Annotated in this window: 19 protein-coding genes and 2 tRNA genes; 13 read left to right on the top strand and 8 right to left on the bottom strand. The window is 64.2% G+C overall.

The annotated features are described in order from the left end of the window. Positions 1 to 16: 16 nt before the first annotated feature. From ACREBX_RS18340 to ACREBX_RS18330, 3 genes are all read left to right on the top strand, one after another. Positions 17 to 400, top strand: coding sequence for a VOC family protein (locus ACREBX_RS18340; RefSeq protein ID WP_431563171.1), 384 nt, complete (start codon positions 17 to 19; stop codon positions 398 to 400). Positions 401 to 467: 67 nt separating this feature from the next. After that, positions 468 to 543, top strand: a tRNA-Glu gene (locus ACREBX_RS18335). A gap of 50 nt (positions 544 to 593) precedes the next feature. Beyond that, a tRNA-Glu gene (locus ACREBX_RS18330) sits at positions 594 to 668 on the top strand. A 29-nt stretch (positions 669 to 697) separates the two neighbouring features. On the opposite strand, the gene ACREBX_RS18325 is transcribed toward ACREBX_RS18330, so the two are convergent. The 6 genes from ACREBX_RS18325 to ACREBX_RS18300 form a co-directional block, all read right to left on the bottom strand. Then, positions 698 to 3238 carry a hypothetical protein gene (locus ACREBX_RS18325; RefSeq protein ID WP_431563170.1) on the bottom strand — a complete coding sequence of 847 codons (2541 nt, stop codon included), beginning with the start codon at positions 3236 to 3238 and terminating at the stop codon, positions 698 to 700. A gap of 189 nt (positions 3239 to 3427) precedes the next feature. After that, entirely contained in the window at positions 3428 to 3847 is a 420-nt protein-coding gene (locus ACREBX_RS18320; RefSeq protein ID WP_431563169.1) for a hypothetical protein, read from the bottom strand. A gap of 71 nt (positions 3848 to 3918) precedes the next feature. Then, positions 3919 to 4353, bottom strand: coding sequence for a hypothetical protein (locus ACREBX_RS18315; RefSeq protein WP_431563168.1), 435 nt, complete (start codon positions 4351 to 4353; stop codon positions 3919 to 3921). A 106-nt stretch (positions 4354 to 4459) separates the two neighbouring features. Further along, positions 4460 to 7801, bottom strand: a complete 3342-nt coding sequence (locus ACREBX_RS18310) for a TonB-dependent receptor domain-containing protein (protein WP_431563167.1) — start codon at positions 7799 to 7801, stop codon at positions 4460 to 4462. Positions 7802 to 7884: 83 nt separating this feature from the next. Then, complete coding sequence (locus ACREBX_RS18305) at positions 7885 to 8946, bottom strand: FecR family protein (protein ID WP_431563166.1); 1062 nt, start codon at positions 8944 to 8946, stop codon at positions 7885 to 7887. Continuing rightward, complete coding sequence (locus ACREBX_RS18300; RefSeq protein WP_431563165.1) at positions 8943 to 9452, bottom strand: RNA polymerase sigma factor; 510 nt, start codon at positions 9450 to 9452, stop codon at positions 8943 to 8945. The genes ACREBX_RS18305 and ACREBX_RS18300 overlap by 4 nt, the downstream gene beginning before the upstream one ends. Before the next feature lie 277 nt (positions 9453 to 9729). Here ACREBX_RS18300 and ACREBX_RS18295 point away from each other — a divergent pair, with 277 nt between their 5' ends. Further along, positions 9730 to 11697: an alpha/beta hydrolase family protein gene (locus ACREBX_RS18295; protein ID WP_431563164.1), complete on the top strand. Its 1968-nt coding sequence runs from the start codon at positions 9730 to 9732 to the stop codon at positions 11695 to 11697. Positions 11698 to 11797: 100 nt separating this feature from the next. Then, a complete protein-coding gene (locus ACREBX_RS18290; RefSeq protein ID WP_431563163.1) occupies positions 11798 to 12451 on the top strand; it encodes a response regulator transcription factor in 654 nt (217 codons plus the stop codon). A 166-nt stretch (positions 12452 to 12617) separates the two neighbouring features. Here the strand turns inward: ACREBX_RS18290 and ACREBX_RS18285 are convergent, their stop codons facing one another. Next, on the bottom strand, positions 12618 to 13670 hold the full coding sequence (locus ACREBX_RS18285; protein WP_431563162.1) for an ACP S-malonyltransferase: 1053 nt from the start codon (positions 13668 to 13670) through the stop codon (positions 12618 to 12620). Continuing rightward, positions 13667 to 15868 (bottom strand): thiamine pyrophosphate-dependent enzyme, encoded by a 2202-nt coding sequence (locus ACREBX_RS18280; RefSeq protein ID WP_431563161.1) that lies wholly within the window; start codon positions 15866 to 15868, stop codon positions 13667 to 13669. Before ACREBX_RS18280 ends, ACREBX_RS18285 begins: the two co-directional genes overlap by 4 nt. A 141-nt stretch (positions 15869 to 16009) precedes the next feature. Between ACREBX_RS18280 and ACREBX_RS18275 the strand changes: the two genes are divergently transcribed. Genes ACREBX_RS18275 through ACREBX_RS18240 form a run of 8 tightly spaced genes read left to right on the top strand, consistent with a single transcriptional unit; the run spans position 16010 to position 23305 of the window. Next, positions 16010 to 16699: a DUF4129 domain-containing protein gene (locus ACREBX_RS18275; RefSeq protein ID WP_431563160.1), complete on the top strand. Its 690-nt coding sequence runs from the start codon at positions 16010 to 16012 to the stop codon at positions 16697 to 16699. After that, complete coding sequence (locus ACREBX_RS18270; RefSeq protein ID WP_431563159.1) at positions 16696 to 17931, top strand: DUF4350 domain-containing protein; 1236 nt, start codon at positions 16696 to 16698, stop codon at positions 17929 to 17931. Before ACREBX_RS18275 ends, ACREBX_RS18270 begins: the two co-directional genes overlap by 4 nt. Then, entirely contained in the window at positions 17921 to 18886 is a 966-nt protein-coding gene (locus tag ACREBX_RS18265; protein ID WP_431563158.1) for an AAA family ATPase, read from the top strand. The genes ACREBX_RS18270 and ACREBX_RS18265 overlap by 11 nt, the downstream gene beginning before the upstream one ends. Before the next feature lie 47 nt (positions 18887 to 18933). Continuing rightward, positions 18934 to 20199, top strand: a complete 1266-nt coding sequence (locus ACREBX_RS18260) for a DUF58 domain-containing protein (RefSeq protein ID WP_431563157.1) — start codon at positions 18934 to 18936, stop codon at positions 20197 to 20199. Next, positions 20196 to 21236, top strand: coding sequence for a stage II sporulation protein M (locus tag ACREBX_RS18255; RefSeq protein ID WP_431563156.1), 1041 nt, complete (start codon positions 20196 to 20198; stop codon positions 21234 to 21236). The genes ACREBX_RS18260 and ACREBX_RS18255 overlap by 4 nt, the downstream gene beginning before the upstream one ends. Further along, on the top strand, positions 21233 to 22108 hold the full coding sequence (locus tag ACREBX_RS18250; RefSeq protein ID WP_431563155.1) for an RDD family protein: 876 nt from the start codon (positions 21233 to 21235) through the stop codon (positions 22106 to 22108). Before ACREBX_RS18255 ends, ACREBX_RS18250 begins: the two co-directional genes overlap by 4 nt. Further along, a complete protein-coding gene (locus tag ACREBX_RS18245; RefSeq protein WP_431563154.1) occupies positions 22095 to 22802 on the top strand; it encodes a nitroreductase family protein in 708 nt (235 codons plus the stop codon). The genes ACREBX_RS18250 and ACREBX_RS18245 overlap by 14 nt, the downstream gene beginning before the upstream one ends. Beyond that, positions 22799 to 23305 carry a hypothetical protein gene (locus tag ACREBX_RS18240; protein WP_431563153.1) on the top strand — a complete coding sequence of 169 codons (507 nt, stop codon included), beginning with the start codon at positions 22799 to 22801 and terminating at the stop codon, positions 23303 to 23305. Before ACREBX_RS18245 ends, ACREBX_RS18240 begins: the two co-directional genes overlap by 4 nt. Positions 23306 to 23391 lie beyond the last annotated feature (86 nt).

Here is a 23391-nt window from a genome sequence, read left to right as displayed (position 1 = left end):
GAAGGGAACAGCAACGATGTACAGCCACACCACAATCGGCGTCGACGATTTCGCCAGCGCCGAACCCTTTTACGACGCGATCATGGGGGTGCTCGGGCATCCCGGATTCGTGCGGCAGAGCGAAGGCAAGGGCTATGGCACGCCGACCGGCCCCAAGGTCTTCGTCGGCCCGGCCTTCAATGGCGAGCCGATGTCGGTCGGCAATGGCACCCACATCGCCTTCATCGCGTCCGACCGCGCAACGGTCGATGCCTTTCATGCCGCGGCGCTTGCGAATGGCGGCAGCGACGAGGGCGCGCCGGGGCTCCGCCCCCATTATCACGCCAACTATTACGGCGCCTATGTCCGCGATCCGGAAGGCAACAAGCTGCAGGCGGTATGCCATTCGCGGCACGGCTAAATTAGCGCCGATTGAGTCCTTGACCGGGGGAACACTCACGGCTAATGCGCCGCTTCACCGATCAGACGGCCCCTTCGTCTAGCGGTCTAGGACGTCGCCCTTTCACGGCGAAAACACGGGTTCGAGTCCCGTAGGGGTCACCATCGGTCATGGGAGCGGTCGGCTCCCTTTTCCGCAAATTTCCGACCCATAAGGCCCCTTCGTCTAGCGGTCAGGACGCGGCCCTCTCACGGCTGAAACACGGGTTCGATTCCCGTAGGGGTCACCAGCGGTCAAGCGCGCGGACCGTGCGCGCTATCAAAACTTCTTTCGCACCGTCAATCGAACCACGCGGCCGAGGGGCTCGATTTCGTTGCGGCTATATCCCGCAGGCACCGTCCCGTCTTCGCGCGTCACCCGGCGATAACCGTTGAGGAGATCGTTGATATCGACGGACAGTTTGAGGCCGCTCATCATGCCCTTGTTGCCCGCGATCGCGAACACGCGGTCGGGTTCGATGAATGCCGAAAGATTGAGCTTCAGCGGCGGCTTGAAGACAAAAACTTCATCTCCCCCACGCAATCGTCCCGGGCTGCTCCAGTTGCCGCTCAGCGTGCCGCCGATCCCCCGTCTGCCGATCGACGCCTGAAACGACAGGCTGTGGCGCGATTGCCCGCCAGCGCGAAGCTGGTCGATCACCGGGACGCCGGGGCGGGTCTGCAGCTCGCTTTTCAACCGCATGCCGTGATTGAGCGACAGGTTGAGCTGCAGCGCATCCCCGGCCGTTTCGCCTCGCCCTTCCCTGCCCCCGAGCGCCAGCCGGAGAGCGACGCCGGTGGACAGATCGGCATTGGTGTCGCGCGCAAGGTTGATCGCACGCGCATCGACCGCGACGAGCCGCCCCTCCGCGTCGCGCGTGACCCGCTCGGGAAACGCGGCCTCGATAGCAGGGGTCAGCTCGGGAAAGGCTGCCAAGCCGCCCTTGGCGACCGACTGGCGATAACCGAAGTTGAGGGTCAGTATCTGGCCGCCCAGCGGCCGCACGGTCGCTGTGAATGTCAGGCTTTGCCGGCGGCCGCGCGTCAGGTCGGGATTTCCCCCCGTGACCCAGACGGGTTCGGCGATCTCCTGGCGCGCATAGTCAAAGATGCGATTGATCGTGGTGACGATCGGCGCATCGAGCTGGTCGAACGACGGCGCGGCGTCGGCATAGTCGATCCCTCCGCGAAGCTGGAGAGCCGGCCAGGGCGACCAGCTGACGTTGCCGCCGAACCCCTTTTGCAGCCGGCTGTTCGTCATCGCCTGCGCGTTGGCGGACAAGTCGACGGTCAGGTCGCCCAGCCAGCCCGCTTCCGCCCCGCCGTCGCGCGAGATCGGCACGCTGAGCGACATCCGTCCGTTCGACTGGCTGCGCGTCACGCCGTTTGAGGAGATCAAATTCCCCACGGCATCGCTTTGCCGGCTTTGCGTGCGATTGCGTCCGGTATTGGCGGTGAGATTCCAGGTGAGCGGCCCCGCCGGAAGGTCGATGACCGCCTTTCGGACGTTGAACCGCGCGTTGAGGTTTTCGCCTTTCGTCCGGGTGCGGGTCGCGATCATCAAGCCTTCGTCCCACAGGCCATAGGGATTGAAGGCGGGATCGCGGTCATCGATCAATCGCTGAACGCGCGCGACATCGACGCCGCTTTCAAGGAAATTGTCCGCGCGGTTGCGCGCATAGCTCGCCGCGAGGCTGGTCTGCCAGCCGCTAATATTGCCGGTCAGCGTCAGCGAGGCGCCGATCGAGGTGGACCCATTGTCGGCGCGAAGCGCACGCTCGCCCGCAAAAGGCCGCGTCAGTGCGACATCCTCCGCAAAGGGCGACCAGGGATGGCCCGCGGGGATGACGACCGAGACCATCGGCAGGCCCCGCTCGCCTTCGCTGCTGTTCCGGTTCGCATTGAGGTTGAGCGCGAGGGAGAAGTCACCCAGCGGGCGCGTGACGCCGATGCCGAGCCCTGCGGTGCGCCGCGACGATTGCAGCGTTTCGAAGCGGTTGGGATCGACTGGGTGGAGCGCGCCCGCCGTCGCGGCGAAAGCATCGAGGCCGGGGCCCCCCGTCAGCGCCCCCGGCGGGATGGCGGCGGCGGTTACCGTCTGCCCCGCAGCAAGGCTGAGCGCGGGATCGATCTCTCCGCCGCCGGGCGCAGAGATGAAACCGACGCTGTCGAACACGCCGCCGCGCGGCGGGATGTCGCGCGCGGTCTTGCGAAAGGCGCTGTCCGCACCGACCCGCGCCTGCGCGTTCCAGCGCGTGTCGCCGTTGATCACCGTTCGTTTGGCCGACAGCGTACCGCCATATTGGCCGCCGGCGGTCGCGAAATCGGCGCCCGCGTCGGCATTGAGCATCGCGAAACTCTTCTTGAGTACGAGATTGACGACGCGCTTGCCCGCCGGTTCGCCATAGTGCGCCGCGGCTTCCGGCTCCAGCACGGCGAGCCGGTCCAGCGCTTCGGCGGGGTAGGAGAGAATCGAGCGATCGAAGCCGGCGGGCTTGCCGTTGATCAGAATGACGGGCTCTTCGCCGCTGCCGTCGATAAAGGGCGCGAGGCGCGCCAGCAGGTCCTGGATGCTGTCGACGCCCTGGGTCGCGATTTCTTCCTCGCCGAACTCGCTTTCCGCCGCGACCTTCGCTTCGCCGCGGCGCTCGGCGGTGACGACGATTTCGTCGGGGTCCCGCAGCCGAACAATAACGCCCGGCGGCGTGGCTCCTTGCGAAACCGGCCCCGCCGCGACGTCCCCCTTATCCGTTTCGGCATGGGCTTCCGTGCCGTGCGCCGCGGATAGTGACAGCGGCACGCAAAGCAGAAACTGTTTCACCGTCAGACGCATTGTGTCAGGAATCTTCGCTGCGCCTCCCCATCGTCTCGATAGAATATGCCCCGCCTGCTCGCGTCACATCCGAAACCCCACGACGCCGCACGAATCGCTACCGCATGAAAAATCCTGAACGATACAAGCGGGCGCCCCCGATGGATGCGCCTGCCGGTCTACAATCACACCAGAGATTTAGTGCATGAGGGGGCCATTGCTCGTAATGAAGCAATTGCGGCCGCCGTCGCGGTCGGTCAGTTCGTCATCGACGGAGACTGTGTCGTTGACCGAATCATAGGTGGCGATCAAATCGTCGAAGCATCGATTTGGATCCATATTTACATCTTGGATCGTTATTGTTGTACCGGATACAGAATATTCGTGCGGATTGCTATTAATGGACCAATAAGCACAAAAGGATTCGGGGGAAGCGATACTGACATCCGCTTTCATGCCTATGGGGTCAAAAATTACTGAAATATGACAGTTTGATGCGATGTCTTTGAAAACGTCGACCGTTCCCGAATACACTCCAGATTGAGCCATCGCCGCACTGCTCACAAATGCAGAACTAATAATCGCAAACGATGAAACGCAGCAATAAAACCTACTCATTCGTCCGCCCTCCTTTATAAGCGGGCGCATCCGATGGCTGCGCCCGCCTTCTTTATAAATGCGTCAGCAATTTACGGCGTGAGGGTGAGGGGACCATCGCTCGTAATGAAGCAATTACCGCCGCCGTCGCGTTCGGTCAGTTCGTCATCGACGGAGACTGTGTCGTTGACCGAATCATAGGTGGCGATCAGATCGTCGAAGCAGCCGCCCCCGGTAATCGTGTTTACATTGACATCGTCGACCGTGATCGTCGAACCCGAGACCGAATAGGTGTGCGGATTGCTGATAATGCTCAACAATCCACAGTTTGGTTCCGGTGCGGTGATGGAGAGGACCACCGTCGAAGTCAAAGGATCAAAATCCGCTGAAACCACGCAATTCAACGCGATGCCTTTGAAAACGGCGGCCGTTCCCGTATACGTCCCGGACTGGGCCATCGCCGTGCCGCTTGCAAGGCCCGAGCCGATCATCGCCAGAGCTGCAATAGCAGAGGTAAATTTATTCATGATAAATCTCCCATATAATTGTCAAATTTGATTATTGTGAATAGAATTACTGGAATTATCTTCATTTTTTACCGATATTTAACCTCCATCTTCTTGAGTGGAAAAATCAAAACTTGATCGCGGCATTGAACCCGATGATGCGCGGATCCAGCGTAAAGACGTTGGTCGTCAGGCCGGTATCATCGGAGTTGACGAAGAAGCCGGTGATCGGCGCCTTGTCGAAGAGGTTTTTGATGTAGAGCTGAAATGTCAGGTCTGACTCGGGGTGCGTCAGCGATAAGGCGACGTTGACATTGTCCCATGCCCGCAGCCGGTCGAATGACGTGTTATAGATGCGGCCATAGCTTTTCGACTGGCGGTAATAGTCGCCGCGGAGCGTCAGCTCCCAATCGCCGCCTTCCAGAAAGACGGTATATTGCGCGCCGATATTGGCGGTTAGGCGCGGGGCATTGGGCAGTTCGTTGCCGGTCAGATCGGCGTAAAAACCGCGACCGCCATTGGGCGCGCCGCTGCCGCCCTGGTTGATTGGCAGGCCGACCGTGTCCGGATTATAGGGCGCGAGCGGGTCATAAGAGATGCCAAATAGCTGCCAGAAAACTGGGCCATTAGAGGTCCGGGCGGGATTCCAGCTGCCGATGCGATCAGCCCCGGGACACAGAGCGCCCACCGCAACGTCTTGAAAAAATCCCCGTTGAAAAATTGTTTCGACGATGGAGCGAGGCGCAACGCAGTTGGACGGCACCTGCAGCCAAGGGCGCAACACGACCCAATCGGGATCCCCCTGCGTCCTGTTCATCACGTCAATCGACTGCGACCCCTTGCCCAGCCGCGTCCTCAGATAGCCCAGATTGCCATCGACCCGGAAAGCGCGGGAGGGTCGCCAGGCCGCCTCCAGTTCAAGCCCCCAACTCGTCGCATTGAAATTCTCGTTAAAGGCAATGCGATCGACAATCTGGGAAACCTGGTAATTCTTATAGTCATAGAAAAACCCGGTCGCGTTGAGCGTGAAGCGCCCGTTGTCGAAACTATTTTTGATGCCGACTTCAAAGGCATTGACATATTCGGGTCTGAAAGTTTGCGGCAGGAACTGATATTGCACCACTTTCGGATTGAAATCGATGCGCGGTGGATTGACGCCACCGCCCTTATATCCGCGCGATGCAGAGGCGTAGATCAGCGTGTCATCGGTGAAATTCAGGTCCGGTTGCCAGTCGAGGACGATGCGTCCGGTAAACTTGCCCCATGACTGGCGGATATCGTCCAAAGCGGGATAGCCGCTATTGACGCTGCCGCCGGTGATATTGCCGACAAAATTGGGACCCGAGGGATTATTGATGCCGCCGGCCAATAGAAGCTGGCTTGGTATCTGATCCGCGCGCTTTTTGTCGCGCGTGTAGCGCCCACCGACGGTTAATTTGAGCGTGTCGATAACATCCCAATAGGCTTCGCCAAACAAAGCAGAGGACCGTATTCGAACGCCGTTTTGGCTCAGAAAATAATTATGCCCCTGATTGTTCAAACTGTCGATCGGATTTGGATCAACATAGGGGCACTCTCTTGATTCGTCTCCCAACTCGCAAGGCAGCAATTCTATACCATTTTGCCCCCTTGGCGGCGCGCGATGGTATTGCCACTTCGCTATTAGTGTAAACATATTGTTGAATACGTAATAATCATCTTGGGATTTGAAATCGAGATAGTTAGCACCGGCAAGGAAATTCACGGGGCCGTCGAAACTGGACTGAAGGCGGAATTCCTGAGACCATTGCCTGTTTTTGGACCGGCTCAAGTCGGCCGAGACCATGCGATCCGAGCATCCAAGTTGCGGATCGCAAAAAATGCCGCCTGGCGTCGGTCCCGGGAAAAGCGCGGGATTAATGGGCCGATTGAAATAGAAAAGATTTGGTTGCGCCGAATCAGCGAAAAGCGGGACAGTAACGTATCGATTATAATCTTGTGTTGAAAAGAATCTATCGCGAGCATAAGCAGTTTGTGAAATAAACTGTAAAGTATCGGAAGGTTTGAACTCCAGATTCAGCTGAAATATGTCATTCTGTGCCCGAAATTTTGGATCATAGTTAGATGACACTTCTCGTAAATTTCGTGATTGCGTCACCCCGGCAAATGGATCGGCTACCTTTACCGGAAATATCGTCCGGTTTGGCTTGCCCGGCTCGCGAAGCTGGCCGACATTCACGGATGTGCTCGGCAGATACAGATAAACGAGACTGGCTCCGTGAGGCGTGCCGAACGCCGCGTCGTCATAAAGCGATCCGGGAAGACACCCCTGACTCACGCGCCCGCGCAGCGACGGGTTGGTAATAGCCACGTTCCCGATCATCGACGGCCCCGGATCGGTGGTGCACAACTGCTTGCCGGTGCGCGACCGCTGGTCGTCTTCCTCGAAATGCTGCCAGATCACATTGGCCTGGAAACGATCGCTCGGTTCCCACGCCAGCGAGGCGCGCGTCGACCAGAGGTCGCGGTCGTTGATGCGGCGTCCGGTGAATGTGTTGTAATCGAATCCGTCGCGCTTGGTCCATGCGCCGGCGACGCGCACGGCCAGCGTGTCGGTGATCGGCACGTTCAGCATGCCATTGAGGCGCGTCGTCGAGAAATTGCCGACCTCGCCGCGCAATGCCCCCGCAAATTCGCGCGTGTCGGGCAGCGCGGGGATCAGGTTGACCACCCCCGCGGTCGCGTTGCGGCCATAAAGCGTGCCCTGCGGACCGCGAAGCACCTCGATGCGCTCCATGTCGAAGAATTCGGATTCGAACAGCCGGTTGCGCACCAGCGGGGTGGAATTGAAGCTGACTGCCACCGCAGGGTCGCTCGACGCCGAGATCGCATGCGTCCCGACACCGCGAATCGAGAAATTATACATGCTGAAATTGGTTTTGGAGAAGCTCACGTTCGGGACCGCGCGCAGCAATTCGGCGCCGCCCTCGATCTTGCGATCGTCCAGCGCCTGCGCCGACAATGCCGTCATCGCGATCGGCACGTCGATGATCTTCTCCGCCCTCTTCTGCGCCGTGACGATGATTTCGCTGCCGTCGCTGATCTCCTGGACCGTCGTATCGGGCGCAGCGGCTATCGGCGCGGCGCTCGCCGTCTCGGCCGGAAGCTGCGCGATCCGGCGCATCGGGCTGATGACGAAAATCTTTCCATCGCGGCGATAGGTCAGGCCCGTCCCGCGAAGCAGTTCGCGGAGCGCCTCCTCGGCGTCCGACCGGTGCCGCAAGGCTTCGCTGCGCTTGCCCCGCACCGCCTTGCCATCGAAAATCACCTGCGCGCCCGAGGCGCGCGCAAAGGCGCGCAATGCGCCGCCCAGATCCTGGGCCGGAATATCAAACTGCTGAACCTGACGCGCTTCGGCATAGGCAGGTGCCGACACGGCAACCAGTGCGCCGAGCGCAAGACTCGACAACAAATAACGATGATTGGACATACCCTCTCCCTCTATGCGAGGGATCGATATTGCTGCCCCTCTGTCATAAAGACGAACCACCCACCAGGTTGCGCCCCAGATTTTTACCTTTGGTCCATTTTTTCTTGGTCGTTACTCGAATTTACAGTTTCGATAATGATCTTGCCGTTTTCTTCGTGGGCGACCAGCGGATAGAGCGAGGTCACGCCCTTGACGAAACTGTCGGCGTCGCCCGCATCGAATACGCCATTGACGAGATGACGGCCGGCCGCCGCATCGCGGAGGACGATCGGCGATGCCGCGTAACGGTTGATCCGCTCGACCGCATCGGTCAGCGGCATATCGACGAAATCAACCTGCCCGCCTTCCCATCCGAGCGAGCGCCCCGCGTCGACGGGAAGGATTTCTGTCGCGCCCGACGAAAGGCTGGCGACCAGTTCCTGCCCGGGCAAAAGCTGGGTCGTCGCCCGGGTTACCGGTCGCTGCTTCTTGAGATGCCCCGCAGCCGCGGCGCGCGGAACGACGGCCACCTGTCCTTCGAACAGCAGGACACGGAGCTGGTCGCGCAGCAGCTCGACGCTGAAACTCGTCCCGATCGCCACCACCGCTTGCGAACCCGCGGTCACGGTAAACGGCCGGAGCGGATCCTTTGCGACGTCGAACTTGGCCCGGCCGCGATCGAGTATGATCGCGCGGCGATGATCGGTGAAGGATACCGACATCTGGCTGGCGGCATCGAGCGAGACACTCGACCCGTCGTCGAGCCGGACGATCCGCCGCTCGCCGACCTCGGTGGAATAGACGTCGGGCCCTTCGCTCCAATACCAGGCGCCCATGCCCGCGGCCATCGCGAGAGCGGCCATCGTCGCGACGGCACGGCGGCGCGTCGGAGCGGGCGGCCCCGCGCGGCGCGCCTTTTCCATCGCGGTCAAAGCCCCGGCCCGGAGCGACAGGAAGCCCGGCATTTCGGCGATCGCGTCGGTTCCCTGCCACACCGTCACCATCTGTTCGAAATGGTGGGCGTGGCGCTCGTCCGCCGCCAGCCATGCGTCGAAATCACTTTGTTCGCTGATGGTGAGCGCCCGGTCGGCGATGAGCAGGCACCAGGCGGCCGCCTGCTCCTCCCGCTCGGCGACGCGATCATTGTCATTCTGCGGGACCATCATGTCCGCCGCTCCATGCGGCGCGCAAGGAAGACCAGGGCGCGCGAAATATGCTTGTCGACGGTGCGGAGGTGAAATCCGAAATTATCGGCGATCGTCTGCTTCGGAATATTCTCCACGCGGTACAAGATGAAAATCTGCTGCGTCGGTTCGGGAAGCGCCTGGATAGCGGCCCACAGGATCGAAATGGATTCGCGCGCGGAAACAATCCGGAAAGGATCAAAACCGTCAACGCCGGCGCTGGCGTCGCTTCGCACTGCGTCCGCGAAGTTCCGGCGTACACGATCGTGGCGCGCCCGATCCGTTACCAGATTGGCGGCGATCCGGAAAATATAGGCGGCACTCGTCTCTTCGTTGCCCCTTTGCGCGTTCGATAACCGCAAAAAAACCTCCTGAGTCATGTCTTCGGCTTCCGCGAGGCTGGCAACGCGCCGGGAAAAAAACGCGATCAGCGGCGGCCGGAACTTCCGGGTCAACCGCTCGAGTTCGGAGGCAGGTTCCGCCGTCACGTCTCTCCCTTTTTCCTTCTCCAAGACAAGACGGTTAGCGGAGCGAAATGCGCCCTGTTATTTTTTCAAACACGGCCGATCCCGAAAGATCGTAGAGATGCGAAACTGCAGAGTGCCCTACGCACCAGTGTCCAGCAAGTCTTCGTACGCCCAAAGGGCAGGTGGCGAGTAACATTTGATTTTCTCGACTGGTTCGGGAAAAAGGCGGCCGACGATTTAGCTGTCTGTCTTTCGGGGGGAGGATGTGTTGGGGCTTGAACGCAAGCATAAGCGAGGCGTGGCGCGGGTGTCATGGGGAGCGTATATTCTCGCCGCGACAACGCTTCTTTTCTGTCCGGGCACGCTCGCCGCGACGGATTCCAAAGCGCCGCCCGTAACCCGCGGCTTTACCCCGCTGCCGACCAGCGCCTTCGCCCAGCTTCCCTTTGTCGAAGATGTCGACCTGTCGCCCGACGGCACGCATATCGCGGGTCTGTTCGGGATCGCGGGCGAGCAACGCATCATGTTGATGTCCCTGCTGGGCGACCGGTCGAAACGGGTCTTGGTCGCCGTTCCCGATCAGACCCAGGTCGCGTGGATCCGCTGGGTCGGAAACGACAATATCATCGTCGGCCTCTATGCATTGATGCCGGTCGAGGCCGACCGCTGGTATATTTCGCGGGTGATCGGCATCAACCGCGGTACAGGAAAGATCACCAGGCTGCTCTGGGACAGCGGCGGGCAGAACGCATCCGATGTCCTGTGGATTCCGTCCGACGGCAGCACCGAAATCCTCGTCGCGGCGCAAAATTCGATTTACGGCAGCGATCCCGACTTCTGGCCGGCGGTCTATCGCGTCGACGTGACGACCGCGCGCAAACGGATCGTCGAAAGGCCGCGCACCAATATCGTCGACTGGGGTAGCGACCATCTGGGCCAGGTGCGCTTCGGCATCGGCTACCGCGATGCGAGCACCCAATCGACCCTGCTGTTTCGATCGCATGGCGAAGGGGGCTTGCGCGTGATCGACAGCGCAAAGCTCGGTGCCGAAGAAGAACTGACAATTCCCTTCCACTTCGTGCCCGGTAGCAACAACGGGTTCGTTATCAAGGACATCGAGGGTGGCCGCTCGGCGGTCGTCGAGATCGACATCCCGACCGGCAAGGCGGTGCGAACCGTCTACGCCGCCGACGATGTCGATGTCGAAAGCGCCTTGCTGGCATCGAACGGGGCGAAGCTGCTCGGCGTCCGGACCAGCGACCGCAGCACACCCTTGCGCTGGATCGATCCGGCGATGGCGGCGCATCAAAAGACGCTCGAGGCGGCGTCGCCGCAATCGAAGGTCCGGATCGAGAGCCTGAGCGCCGATCAGAGCAAGATGCTGGTGCGGTTCAGCACGCCCGACAATCCCGGCCTGCTTTTCTATTTCGACGCGGCGACGGGTGACATGCTCCAGCTGGCGGCGATGAACGACACGATCGGCGGCAAGCGCCTCTCGCGCGGGCGGATGGTCCAGTACAAGGCGCGCGACGGGCTCGAGATCGAGGGTGTGCTGACCATGCCGCGCGGCCGGCGCGACAAGAATTTGCCCTTCATCGTCATGCCCCACGGCGGGCCGTGGGGCCATGACGAACTGAGCTATGACTATTGGGCGCAATTCCTCGCCGAACGCGGCTACGCGGTGCTCCAGCCCAATTTCCGCGGATCGACCGGCTATGGCACCACGTTCGAAAAGGCGGGTCAGGGACAGCTGGGCTTCGCGATGCAGGACGATGTCACCGACGGCGTCCACTGGGCCGTGAAGGAGGGGATCGCCGACCCGAAACGGGTCTGCATCGTCGGCGGCTCCTATGGCGGCTATGCCGCGATGTGGGGGACCGCCAAGGATCCCGATCTGTATCGCTGCGCGATTTCCATCAACGGCGTCGCCAACCTGCGCCGCGAGGTCAATGATTTCGGCGGGCTGATGCGCGAACGCCTCTATCGCGGCCAATGGCAGAAGATGACCCCCGATTTCGCCGCCGTCTCCCCGATCAATGCCATCGCCCGGATCAAGGCGCCGCTGCTGCTCATCCACGGCAAGAAGGACGTCACGGTCGATCATGGCCAATCGGCGCGCATGTATTCGGCGATGACGAAAGCCGGCAAGACGGTCGAGTTCGTATCGGTCCCGCTCGCCGACCATTATTTCACGCGCCAGGCCGATCGCATGACCTTGCTGACCTCGATCGAAACCTTCCTCGCCAAGCATAACCCGCCCGACTGACCACGGGCGTATAATCGCCGTCCGTCAGCGGCTCCAGAATGGCGCCATCGCCGACCGTTCGTCGCTGTTCGCGCGGCGCCATCACAGGCATCCCGGTTTCGTGACCGAAAACGGGGGCCATATCCATCTGATCCTGCCCGATCCGACCGAGCGGGCGGCCTGTTTCCGTGTGCTCGCGGCGGGATCCGAACGGGTCGTGCGCAGCTTTGCGAGCGCCGATGCGTGGATCGAAGCCGAGGGGCAGGAGTCGTGCGGGATCCTGCTCTTTCACTGGTGCCAGCCCGGCCGGACCGGCGGCGCGGCGCTGCTCGACCGCATCGCCGCGCGCGCCGCGATCGTCGCCTTTGTCGCCGCCGAGCAGCTCAGCATCGCCGAATCGCGCGCGATCCTGCGCGGCGGGGCACAGGATCTGCTGCCCGCGCCGCTCGACCCGCGCCTCGTCCGCCGCACGATCGAGGCGGCGCTCGCCGAATGGCGCGCGCGGCAGGGCGCGACCGACCGGCACCGCGAGGCCGAGGCGCGGCTGGCGGCGCTTACGCCGCGCGAGCGCGACATACTGGATGCGATCGCCGCGGGTCTCGGCAACAAGGCGATCGCGCGTCAGCTGGCGCTCAGCCCCCGCACCGTCGAGGTGCACCGCGCGAACATCATGCGCCGCGCGGGCGCCGGCAATGTTGCCGAATTGCTGCGGCTCCAGTTTATCGCCGAGTTCGCGCGCGGCGCGCCGGGCAATCCGCTCCGTTTTGGCGTTTGATTGTGCGGGAACCCGGCCGGATGCAGCGCGGTGCGCCTATAAAGGACATGAACGGTGTACCGCCCTTGAGTTGGTCCCCATTGGCGCTGCCGTTCATCCGCATGGGGTCGACCCCACCTGATTCCATGCGAATGGGTCGGCAGGGGATGTTCCTCCTCTGCCGGCCCTATCCTTGTCCGGTAACGATCCCGCGCTGTTCGGCGCGGCCCATCGACAGCAGGATCGGGTCGGCCGCCTGTCGCGCCGCGAAATCGGCCTTGCTCCGGATTCCCTGCCAGCCGATGCCGATCAGCGATTGCGCGATCGCGCCGCCCAGCGTGTCGCCGGGGCCTGGCAGGATGATGACGTCGGGCGCATATTCCTTCACCGCGACCTGCACCGACAGCGCGAAATCATAAGGCGCCAGTATCTGGTGCCCGAACGTGTAATCCCGCACCATCGCCGGGTCGCTCGCATGCCGGCGCCAGATATGGCCGCGCCCGTCGACCAGCGGCAGCGCGGGGCGGTGAAAGAGCGAATGCGGGAGCTCGGCCTTCGCCTTGTCCGAACTGCCGAACATCAGCGGGGTGTGGAACGGGCCGTGGCCCGCGAGGCGGAGCGGATCGCGCCCGGGGGTCGGCGGCGCTTCGGCGAGCAGCGCGGCGAGACCGTCTTCATTGCCCGCGAGCACGAGCATGCCGGCAAGGTCGATCGACAGCGCGAGCGCATGGCCGGGACGTGCAGATATGTCAGCGACAAGGCCGAGCAAGATGTCACGCAGCCCCGGCACCGGGCGCCAGTCCTCGTCGACGACCTGCAACAGGATTTGCCCGCCAGGTCCGTGCGTCTGGCTGTTGAGCCCCATCGCGTTCGATATGCGAAATCCGTCCTCGACCGACACCGCGCCGCCGAGCGCAAGCGCGCTGTACCAGCCCATCGAATTGCCCAGCGCTGCAACGACGTCATATTTGTCGCGGTCGATGCTGAGATAATCGAGCAGGGTCGCGGTGTAGATCAGCGGCGCCGCGACATCGCCGCGCATATGCGTGCCGACGCTGAAGCGGTCGGCGCCGTCGAGTTCGGTCACCGTCGGCTGGCCGCGCTCGCGGCGCTGCGCGTCGAAATTGGCGATCAGGTCGCCGAAACGCGCGCCGTGCAGCCGGGCGATGCTGCCGAGCTCGCCCTTGCCATAGGTTCCGCGACCGGGTGCGACGACGAGCGCGATCTTGCGCGCGCTCATGCCAGCAACTCCTTCGCGGCGGCATGGATGGAATCGCGGCTCGGCAGCGTGAGCGTCGCCGCGCGGCCGAGCGGGATAAAGCTGTCGTCGGCGGCGATGCGCGCGAGCTTCTTGCCCGGGGTGCGTTCGACGAAGGTCGCCATCAGCGCCTCGCTCTGCGACCCGGTGATGCGGCATTCGTCGACGATCAGGATGCGTTTCGCGTCGCCGACCGCGGCGACGAGCTTCTCTTCGTCGACCGGGCCGAGCCAGCGCAGGTCGATCACCCGCGCCTTGACGCCGTCGGCGGCGAGCAATTTTTCCGCCTGCCGCGAATAATAATAGCCGTTGCCATAGGTGACGATCGCGAGGTCGGTGCCGTGACCGTGCACCCCGACATCGCCGAAGCGGGCCGGCGCGCCGTCGCCCGGCGCCTCATAGGCGCTGGTCCACAGCCCATCGCCCTCTTCGTGCAGGTCGCGCGTCATATAGAGCGCGATCGGTTCGACGAAAACGACGACGCGCTGCTCCTCGCGTGCAAGCCGCACGCATTCGCGCAGCATCGCCACCGCATCGCGCCCGTTCGACGGCACCGCGAGGATCACGCCGGGAATATCGCGGAAAACCGCGAGGCTGTTGTCGTTGTGGAAATGGCCGCCGAAGCCCTTCTGGTAACCCAGTCCCGCGATGCGCAGCACCATCGGGTTGGTATATTCCCCGTCCGAGAAGAAGCTGAGCGTCGCCGCCTCGCCGCGGATCTGGTCCTCGGCATTATGGACATAGGCGAGGAACTGGATCTCGGGCATCGGCAGAAAATCATTGTGCGCCATGCCGATCGCGAGGCCCAATATCGCCTGTTCGTCGAGCAGCGTATTGACAACGCGCGCCGATCCGAAGCGCTGGTGGAGCTTCGCGGTGACATTATAGACGCCGCCTTTTGGCCCGACATCCTCGCCCGCGACGACGATTTCCTTGTGCGCGAGCATCAGGTCGGCGAGCGCCCAGCTCAAAAGTCGCGCCATATGCTGCGGCTTGTCCATCGCGCCGGCGTCGCTGCCGAACATCGCCTTGCGATCCTCGTCCGACGGCGTGTTGATCCGCGCCACCTCGCGCTTCGGCGGAATGAGGCTCTCCATCACATGCGCGGACGTCGTGATCTTCGGGCGCAGGATCGCCGCCTCGGCCTGCCGCGCCAGCGTCGTGCCGATCTCCTCATAGGCTTCGGCAATTTCTGTGGGCGACATCCAGCCATGCCCGGCCATCAACGCCGCGCCGGCGAGCAGCGGGTCGCGCGCCTCGTCGGCCTCGATCAGCGCCTTGGGCAGATACGCGCCCTGCACGTCGGAGCCGGCATGACCATAGAGGCGCACCGTCGCCATATGGAGGAAGACGGGCTTGCGGTATCGCCGCGCATAGTCGGCGGCTTCGGCCGCGCCGGCATAGGCCGAGACAAGGTCGGTGCCGTCGCATTTGATATAGTGGAGCCCCGCGCGGTGGCGGAACTGCGCCTCGATCCAGCCGGTCGGGGTGCGCGTCGAAATGCCGATGCCATTGTCTTCACAGAGGAAGATGAGCGGCATCGGCGAGCCCTGGAACGCTGCCCAGCCCGCCGTGTTGAACGCCCCCTGCGCGGTTGAATGGTTCGCCGACGCGTCGCCGAAGCTGGTCAGCACGACCGCGTCGTCAGAAAGCGGCAGCCCGGTCATGCCGAGCCGGCGCGCGATGCCGATCGAGAAGGCCGCGCCCACCGCCTTTGGCAGATGCGAGGCGATCGTCGAGGTTTGCGGCGGGATATTGAGCGGCTTCGATCCGATCACTTTGTGACGTCCGCCCGAGATCGGATCGTCCGACGAGGCGGCAAAGCTCAGCAGCATGTCCCACGTCGGCGTCCCGCCCGGAAGCTGGCGCGACCGGTGGAGCTGAAAGGCGTTCGAGCGATAATGGAGAAACGCCATGTCGGTGACGCGCAGCGCCGCCGCGACCGCGGCATTGCCCTCGTGCCCCGACGAGCCGATCGTGTAGAAACCCTCGCCCCGCGCCTGCAGATGGCGCGACAGGCGGTCCATCTGGCGGCTGGTCAGCTGCGACAGGAAGACATCGGTCGCGTCAGCGCGCGACAGGCCAACCACCGCAGGGTCGGGCGCGTCGGCGCGATCGGGCAACCGTCCTTCGGCCAGCGCCGCAAGGAATTTTTCATGCACCGCCTGCGCTGCGTCCACCTTGGTCCTCCGTCTAAACTCTTCGCGCGCTAGAACGGGGCAGTTTCGCGCGCAAGCATGTCTTGCCTTCCCGATCAGGCTCGCGCTACCACTTACCGCGATGATCGACCGGGGCGGAACCACAATTTCAACATGATATCGATGTGGATCGCTCAGGCGTCGGCTGCGTCCGACACGCCCAGCCAAGCCTGGCTGCTCGATCCCGAACTCGTCGATCCGGGCTATAGCCAGACGATCGCGGGCGGCGAGATCCAGACCGCCTTTCCGCCCCCGCCGCCGCCCCCGCCGCCGACACCCGAGTGGCTGAGATCGCTGTTCGACGCGATCGGCAGCTTTTTCCAGTGGAGCGCCCCCGCCGCCAAGCCGCTGATGTGGATTGCGGTCGCGGTGCTGCTGCTATTTCTTCTCTATCATTTCGTCCCCGCCTTCGCGCGCTGGGTCGACAATCTGCCCTTCCGCCGCAAGGCGGGCGAGGCAGATGCCGAGGACGTCGCCGGCCTGGCCGAAGCGGGCGCGGCGCGCGCGCTGCTCGCCGAGGCCGATGCGCTCGCCGCCGAGGGGCGCTTTGCCGAAGCGGTGCATCTGCTGCTCTATCGCAGTGTCGAGGACATCGAGGGCCGTCGTCCCGGGCTGGTCAAGCCCGCGATGACCTCACGCGATCTCGCCGAAGCGCGCGACCTGCCCGCGACCGCGCGCGACGCGTTCAGCCGCATCGCGCGCGCGGTCGAGATCAGCCTGTTCGGCGGACGGTCGATCGACGCCGGCGCATGGCAGACGTGCCGCAGCGCCTATGCCGAGCTGACGGTGCCGAAGAATTGGGCGCGTGCATGAGCGATACGGCCGCGACCAGTGATGGCTTCAACCCGCGCCTGATCGCCGCCGTCGTCGCGATCGGCATCGTTGCCTTTGTCGCGCTGTGGGCACTGATCGCGCTCGGCCCGCAGGTCAGCAGCGGCAACGACGGCGGCGGCCATGCGCTGTCGAAGGCCGCGCCGGGCTATGCCGGCATCGTCGATCTGGTCGAGCGCGCCGGTGCCGACGTCGATCTGCGGCGCCGGGTCGAGCCCACGCAATATGACGACTATACGCAGCTCGTCGTCCTGACCCCGACCGCGCGCACCCGGCCCGAGGAGATGAAGGAGCTTTTCGTCGCGCAGGGCGACGCGCCGATACTGGTCGTGCTTCCCAAATGGGCGACGGGAGTCATCCCCGGCAAGGCGCCGAAGCCCGGCTGGGTCAGCGCCGGCTTCGCCGTCCTGCCCCCGGCACGACTGCTGCCCGAGGATTATTTCGGCAAGGTCCGCGTCGGCCGGGCCAAATGGGCCAATGAGAACGCGCTGGGCCGGGTCGGCGGACACGAAATACGCCTGATAGATCCTGGCCAGCTCCATACGATCACGGGCGATGGCCTCGACCCGCTGATTACGGCAGCGGATGGCAGCGCTATATTGGCGCGCGTGCGCGACCGCGATCTCTATATTCTGGCCGATCCCGATCTCATCAACAACCTGGCCTTTTCCAGCCACGAAAAGGCGGCGGCGGCGGCGAGCCTGATCGACGCGATCGCCGAGGATGCCGATGCCGATGGCCTCGCCTTCGACCTGACGCTCAACGGCTTCGGCGGTCAGCGTTCGCTGCTGCGCTTCGCCTTCGTCCCGCCCTTCATCGGCATCACCCTCTGCCTGATCGCCGCGGGGCTGCTCGCGCTGTGGCAGGCATGGATGCGTTTCGGCCCGGCGCTCAATCCCCGCCGCGCGATCCCGGTGTCGAAGGCGGCGCTGATCGCGAACAGCGCCGACCTGATCCGGCAGGCGCGGCGCGAACTCGACGGCGCCGACGCCTTTGTGAAGAGCCAGCGCATCGCGATCGCGCGGCGGCTGCACGCCCCCGGCGGGCTCGACGACGCGGCGACCGACCGCTGGATCGACAAGCATCTCGATGCGGGAAGCGAACTTTTCTCCAGCCTCGCGCGGCGCTTGCCGCTCGCGCGCAACACCCATGAGTTTCTAGAGGGCGCGCAAGCGCTGCACGACATCAGGAAGGATTTACTCCGTGACAGCTAACCCCGTCGAAAGCGTCCAGGCTCTCGGTGCCGCGATCGAGGGCGAGGTCGCCAAGGTCGTGTTCGGGCAGGGGCCGCTCACCCGCATGGTGACGATCGCGCTGCTGGCGGGCGGGCATGTCCTGCTCGAAGGCCCGCCGGGCACCGCGAAGACCCTGCTCGCGCAGGCGTTCGCGCGCGCGACCGGCCTCGGTTTCGGGCGTATCCAGTTCACCCCCGACCTGATGCCCGGCGACATTCTGGGGTCGAACCTGTTCAACTTCCAGACGTCGAGCTTCACGCTGACCAAGGGGCCGATCTTCACCGAGTTGCTGCTCGCCGACGAAATCAACCGCACCCCGCCGAAGACGCAGGCCGCGCTGCTCGAGGCGATGCAGGAGCGGCGCGTGACGATCAACGGCGAGGCGCATGTGATGAGCCCGCGCTTCACCGTGCTCGCGACGCAGAACCCGATCGAACAGCAGGGCGTCTATCCGCTGCCCGAGGCACAGCTCGACCGCTTCCTGTTCAAGCTGGTCGTCGATTATCCCGCCGCGGACGAAGAGCGGCGGATCGTCGCCGATCATGGTGGACGCTTCAAAAGCCCTGCGGTCGCCGATTTTGGCGTCGCTGAAGTGGCGAACGCCAAGACGATCGAGGCCGCGATCGACACGATCGCGGCGGTGCGCCTCGCCGACGAGATCGTCGATTATATCGTCCGCATCGTCCGCGCGACACGCGAGAGCGCCGACCTCGAATGCGGCGCGAGCCCCCGCGCCGCGACCTTGCTCGCGCGCGCCGCCTGCGCCGCGGCGGCGCTCGACGGCCGCGATTATGTGATCCCCGACGATGTCCAGCGCCTCGCCGCTGGCGTCCTGCGCCACCGCGTCATCCTGTCGGCCGCCGCCGAAATCGAGGGCCGCAATGTCGAGCAGGTCGTTGCGGCGCTGCTCGAACGCGAGGACGTCCCGCGGTGATCTACCCGACGCGGCGAGCGATATATTTGCTGCTGCTGGGCGCCCCGATGGCGCTCGCGCTCGGACTGATCCGGCCCGAACTGTGGCTGGTCGCGCCCGGCTGGATCGGGGTGATCCTCGCGTGCCTGATACTCGACACGATCGCGGGAGCAAACCCCCGCCACCTCAGCCTCGATGCGCGTTTTCCGCACCAGGTCGGAGTCGGCGATCCGTTCGAATTGTCGCTTACCACGAACGGGAAGGCCGTACCGCCGCGCGCCGCATTCGCACTCGCGCTCGACGAACGGCTTGCCGAGGGCGGGCGGCTCGCCGACGATATGCGCCGGACGAGCTCGGGCGAAGCGCTCGTCCGCACATTGTCGCTCACCGCATCGCGGCGCGGGCAAGCGCTGGTCGAGGCATTGTGGATCCGCTGGGCGGGGCCGCTCGGGCTCGTCTGGAAGCAGCGTAAATTTGCGATCGGCGGCGCGATCCATGTCGTCCCCAGCCTGCGCGCAGTGACCGACGAAGGCAGCCGGCTATTCCAGCGCAACAGCTGGTTCGGCCTCCGCCAACAGCGTTTCCGCGGTGAAGGCACCGAGTTCGAGGCGCTCGCCGAATATCAGCCGGGGATGGACCGCCGCGCGATCGACTGGAACGCCTCGGCGCGCCACGTCAAACTGCTCGCCAAGGAATATCGCGTCGAACGTGATAACCGCGTCGTGCTCGCGATCGACAGCGGGCGGACGATGGCCGAGCCCGTCGGCGGCATGCCGCGCGTCGACCGCGCGGTGTCGGCGGCACTGCTGCTCGCCTATGTCGGGCTGAAACTCAACGACCGGATCAGCTTCTTCTCCTTCGCCGCAAAGCCGCACACGCTGACCCCCGCCTATATGCATACGCAGGATTTCCCGGCGCTGCAGCGCGCCGCGAGCCTGATCGACTATGCGCATGTCGAAAGCAATTTCACCCTCGCGCTGACGACCTTGTCGACGCAACTCAACCGCCGCTCGCTGATCGTCCTGTTCACCGAATTCACCGATGCGACGAGCGCCGACCTGATGATCCGCGCCGCGGGACGGCTGGTGAAGAAACACCGCCTGCTGTTCGTCGTGATCAAGGACGAAGAGGTCGAGGCCGAAGAGCGCCGCCGCCCCGAAAGCGGCGCCGACGTCACGCGCGCGAACGTCGCCGCAGCGATGCTGCGCGACCGGCAGCTGGTGATCGCGCGGCTCCAGCGCCTCGGTGCCGACGTCATCGAGGTGCCCGCCGACGCGATGGCCGCAAACGCGGTCGAAGCCTATCTCGGCATCAAACGGGCCGGCAGCCTGTGATCCCGCCCGCAGCCCCGGCGCGCGCGCTCGACGCCCCGACTTTTTCGACGAGCCGCTTTCGCGCCGAGCGCGAGGCCGACTGGATCGCTTTCGACCTGCTGCTCACCAAACTGGAGAAAAAGGGCGCCGCCGCGCTGACCAGCGACGAGCTGCTACAGCTCCCTTTGCTCTATCGCGCCACCCTGTCGTCGCTGTCGATCGCGCGCGCGACCAGCCTCGACAAGGCGCTGCTCGACCATCTCGAGGCGCTGTCGATCCGCGGCTATTTCCTCGTCTATGGCGTGCGCGAGAGTCGGCTCAACCGCCTCCGCCGCTTCTTCCTCTACGACTGGCCTGCTGCGGTGCGATCGGTGTGGAAGGAAACATTGGTCATTTCGCTGATCATCCTGCTCGGCGCGCTGACCAGCTATTCGCTCGTCGCGAGCAATCCCGAATGGTATTTCAACTTCGTCGACGAGGAGATGTCGGGCGGGCGCGACCCGCGCGCGACGGTCGAATTCCTCCAGTCGACGCTTGGCCACGGCAAGGCGGTGGCGGGCGAGGGTGAAAGCGGCCTGCACGTCTTCGCCACCTATTTGTTCACCCACAACAGCCAGGTGTCGATCCTGTCCTTTGCGCTGGGTTTCGCCTTTGGCGTGCCGACGATGATGCTCGAATATTATCAGGGCATCGGACTCGGCGCGATGCTGGCCGTCTTCTCGGCCAAGGGGCTGGGTTATGATTTCGGCGGCTGGCTGTTCATCCACGGCACCACCGAGCTGTTCGCCGCCGCGCTGTCGGGCGCAGCGGGCCTCAGGATCGGCACCGCGGTCGTCTTCCCCGGCGCGCGCGGTCGGTTGCAGGCGGCGTCGGAGGCGGGGCGCACCGCGGGCAAGGTGATGGTCGGGGTGATCATCATGCTGTTCGTCGCTGGCCTCCTCGAAGGCTTCGGCCGTCAGCTGATCACCGACACGATGCTGCGCTATGCGATCGGCTCGCTGATGCTGCTGTTCTGGCTCGCTTATTATTACATCCCGCGGCGCGAGGATGTGACATGACCGCTGCCGCACAGGCCAATGCCCGGCAGCGCGCCGCGAGCGCCAAAAAGATCCGTCAGTTCATCACGCCCGAGGGCGTCGACCTGGAATTGAAGATCGCCGGCTCGGGGCTGCGGTTCGGGGCGCTGCTGGTCGACCTGATCCTGATCCAGCTCGCGCTCTTGCTCTTCTGGCTGGCCATGCTGTGGATCGGCGTCGCCTCGCGATCGGACGTCACCGAGGTCATCTGGATGCTCGGCGCCTTCCTGCTGCGCACCTTCTGGTTCATCGGGTTCGAGCTGGGTTCGCGCGCCGCGACGCCCGGCAAAAGGTTGATGGGCATCCGCGTCGTCGCGCGTGACGGCGGCCGCCTCACCGCCGACGCGGTCGTCGCACGCAACCTGATCCGCGAGCTCGAAATCTTTCTGCCGCTGATGATGCTGGGGGCGGGCGTCGCCGAGGATGCGGTGTCGGGCTGGCTCATCCTTGCGGGTGTGCTCTGGTCGCTGACCCTCAGCCTGTTCCTGCTGTTCAACCGCGACCGGATGCGGATGGGCGACCTGATCGCGGGAACCTGGGTCGTGATGGCGCAGCGGGTGAAACTCGATGCCGACATCGCCGCGAGCAGCGAGGAGTCCGACGCAATCGCATTCAGCGAGGCCGAACTCGCCGTCTATGGCATTTTCGAGCTGCAGGAGCTCGAACGCGTGCTCCGTGGCCGCGATCCGCGCGCGATGCGCGAGGTCGCCGACGCAATCCGCGCCAAGATCGGGCGCCCCGTCGCCGAAGAGGATGACGTCTTCCTGCTTTCCTACTACCGCCAGCTCAAGGCCCGGCTCGAACGCAAATTGCTGTTCGGCAAGCGGCGAGAGGATAAATATGCCAGCGATTGACACCCCTGCAACTGAGAATGGCGTCACCCGGGCCTTGCACGCGCGCCGTTCGGTGCGCGCCTTTACCGGTCAGCCGGTCAAACAGGCTTTGCTCAAGGACATCTTCGCCGCCGCGCAGCGCGCGCCCTCGGGCGGCAACCTCCAGCCGTGGCAGGCGACGCTGGTGACCGGCGAGCGGTGGCAGGCGGTGAAGGACGCCGTCGCGGCGCGGACCGCGATGGGGCGCGAAGGCTATGAGCCCGAATATGACATCTATCCCAAGGGGCTGACCGAACCGTGGGAGGCGCGCCGCTTCGGCGTCGGCGAGGCGCTCTATGCCTCGCTCGGCATCTCGCGTGAGGACAAGCGCGGCCGGATCGCTCAGTTCGTGGAGAATTATCGGGGTTTCGGCGCACCGGTGATGCTTTTCCTCCATTGTTCGCGCATCATGGGCCCGCCGCAATGGTCGGATATGGGCATGTGGCTGCAATCGGTGATGCTGCTGCTCGTCGAACATGGCCTCGCCAGTTGCCCGCAGGAATGCTGGGCGATGTACGGCCCGACGATCCGCCGGACGCTGGGGTTGGACGACGGGCAGATTTTGTTCACCGGGCTGGCGATCGGCTATGCCGATACCAAAGCGGCGGTGAATCAATGGCCGGTGCCGCGCGCACAGCTCGACGAAGTGATTGATTGGCAGGGATTTTTAGGATGAGCAGCAAGCACACGGGTTTTCGCTATGGGATGGCGGGCGCGCTGATGCTTGTCGCCGTGGGCTGCACCGCGATCCCCAAGCCCGAGACACCGCCGCCCGCTCCGCAACCCGTCGCCCCCGCACCGACGCCCACCCCGCTGCCCACGCCTTCCCAGTCGTGGGAGGACCGCGCAGTCGACCGCGGCGCATGGCGCTATGATGCCGGAAGCAAGGTCGCGGCGTTCGTCCCGACCGGCAGTTCGAACCCGCTATTCAGCCTGACCTGCAGCGGCGGCGGCATCCGGATGACCTCGGCGCTCGCCGGCAATGTCAGCCTGCGCACCAGCGCAGGGATCGACCAGATCCGCTTCGACGGCGGCAGTGCGAACCTGACAAACCGCGACCCGCGTCTCGACCGCATCGCGTTCAGCCGCGGCCGCTTCGCGCTCGAAACGGCGGGCGGCGGCGCGCTGACGCTGCCCGTCCAGTCCGAAATCGGCCGCGTGATCGAAGATTGCCGGTAAAAAATTCTCCCTGTCGCGCAGCGATGGGGAGGCGGACCGCTTGCGAAAGCGAGTGGTGGAGGGGCAGCAGCGCTGCACTATTCGCC

Source organism: Sphingopyxis sp. (assembly GCF_050725655.1).
In the GTDB taxonomy this organism is placed as follows: Bacteria; Pseudomonadota; Alphaproteobacteria; order Sphingomonadales; family Sphingomonadaceae; genus Sphingopyxis.
The sequence above is the reverse complement of the archived record's forward strand: the minus strand, read 5'-3'. Positions and strand labels throughout refer to the sequence as shown.

Bases quoted from the DNA above. Each gene is read 5' to 3' on its own strand.
- ACREBX_RS18340 (WP_431563171.1), top strand. From the start codon at position 17: ATGTACAGCCACACCACAATCGGCGTCGACGATTTCGCCAGCGCCGAA.
- ACREBX_RS18320 (WP_431563169.1), bottom strand. From the start codon at position 3,847: ATGAGTAGGTTTTATTGCTGCGTTTCATCGTTTGCGATTATTAGTTCT.
- ACREBX_RS18315 (WP_431563168.1), bottom strand. From the start codon at position 4,353: ATGAATAAATTTACCTCTGCTATTGCAGCTCTGGCGATGATCGGCTCG.
- ACREBX_RS18310 (WP_431563167.1), bottom strand. From the start codon at position 7,801: ATGTCCAATCATCGTTATTTGTTGTCGAGTCTTGCGCTCGGCGCACTG.
- ACREBX_RS18305 (WP_431563166.1), bottom strand. From the start codon at position 8,946: ATGATGGTCCCGCAGAATGACAATGATCGCGTCGCCGAGCGGGAGGAG.
- ACREBX_RS18285 (WP_431563162.1), bottom strand. From the start codon at position 13,670: ATGAGCGCGCGCAAGATCGCGCTCGTCGTCGCACCCGGTCGCGGAACC.
- ACREBX_RS18275 (WP_431563160.1), top strand. From the start codon at position 16,010: ATGTGGATCGCTCAGGCGTCGGCTGCGTCCGACACGCCCAGCCAAGCC.
- ACREBX_RS18270 (WP_431563159.1), top strand. From the start codon at position 16,696: ATGAGCGATACGGCCGCGACCAGTGATGGCTTCAACCCGCGCCTGATC.
- ACREBX_RS18260 (WP_431563157.1), top strand. From the start codon at position 18,934: ATGGCGCTCGCGCTCGGACTGATCCGGCCCGAACTGTGGCTGGTCGCG.
- ACREBX_RS18250 (WP_431563155.1), top strand. From the start codon at position 21,233: ATGACCGCTGCCGCACAGGCCAATGCCCGGCAGCGCGCCGCGAGCGCC.
- ACREBX_RS18245 (WP_431563154.1), top strand. From the start codon at position 22,095: ATGCCAGCGATTGACACCCCTGCAACTGAGAATGGCGTCACCCGGGCC.
- ACREBX_RS18240 (WP_431563153.1), top strand. From the start codon at position 22,799: ATGAGCAGCAAGCACACGGGTTTTCGCTATGGGATGGCGGGCGCGCTG.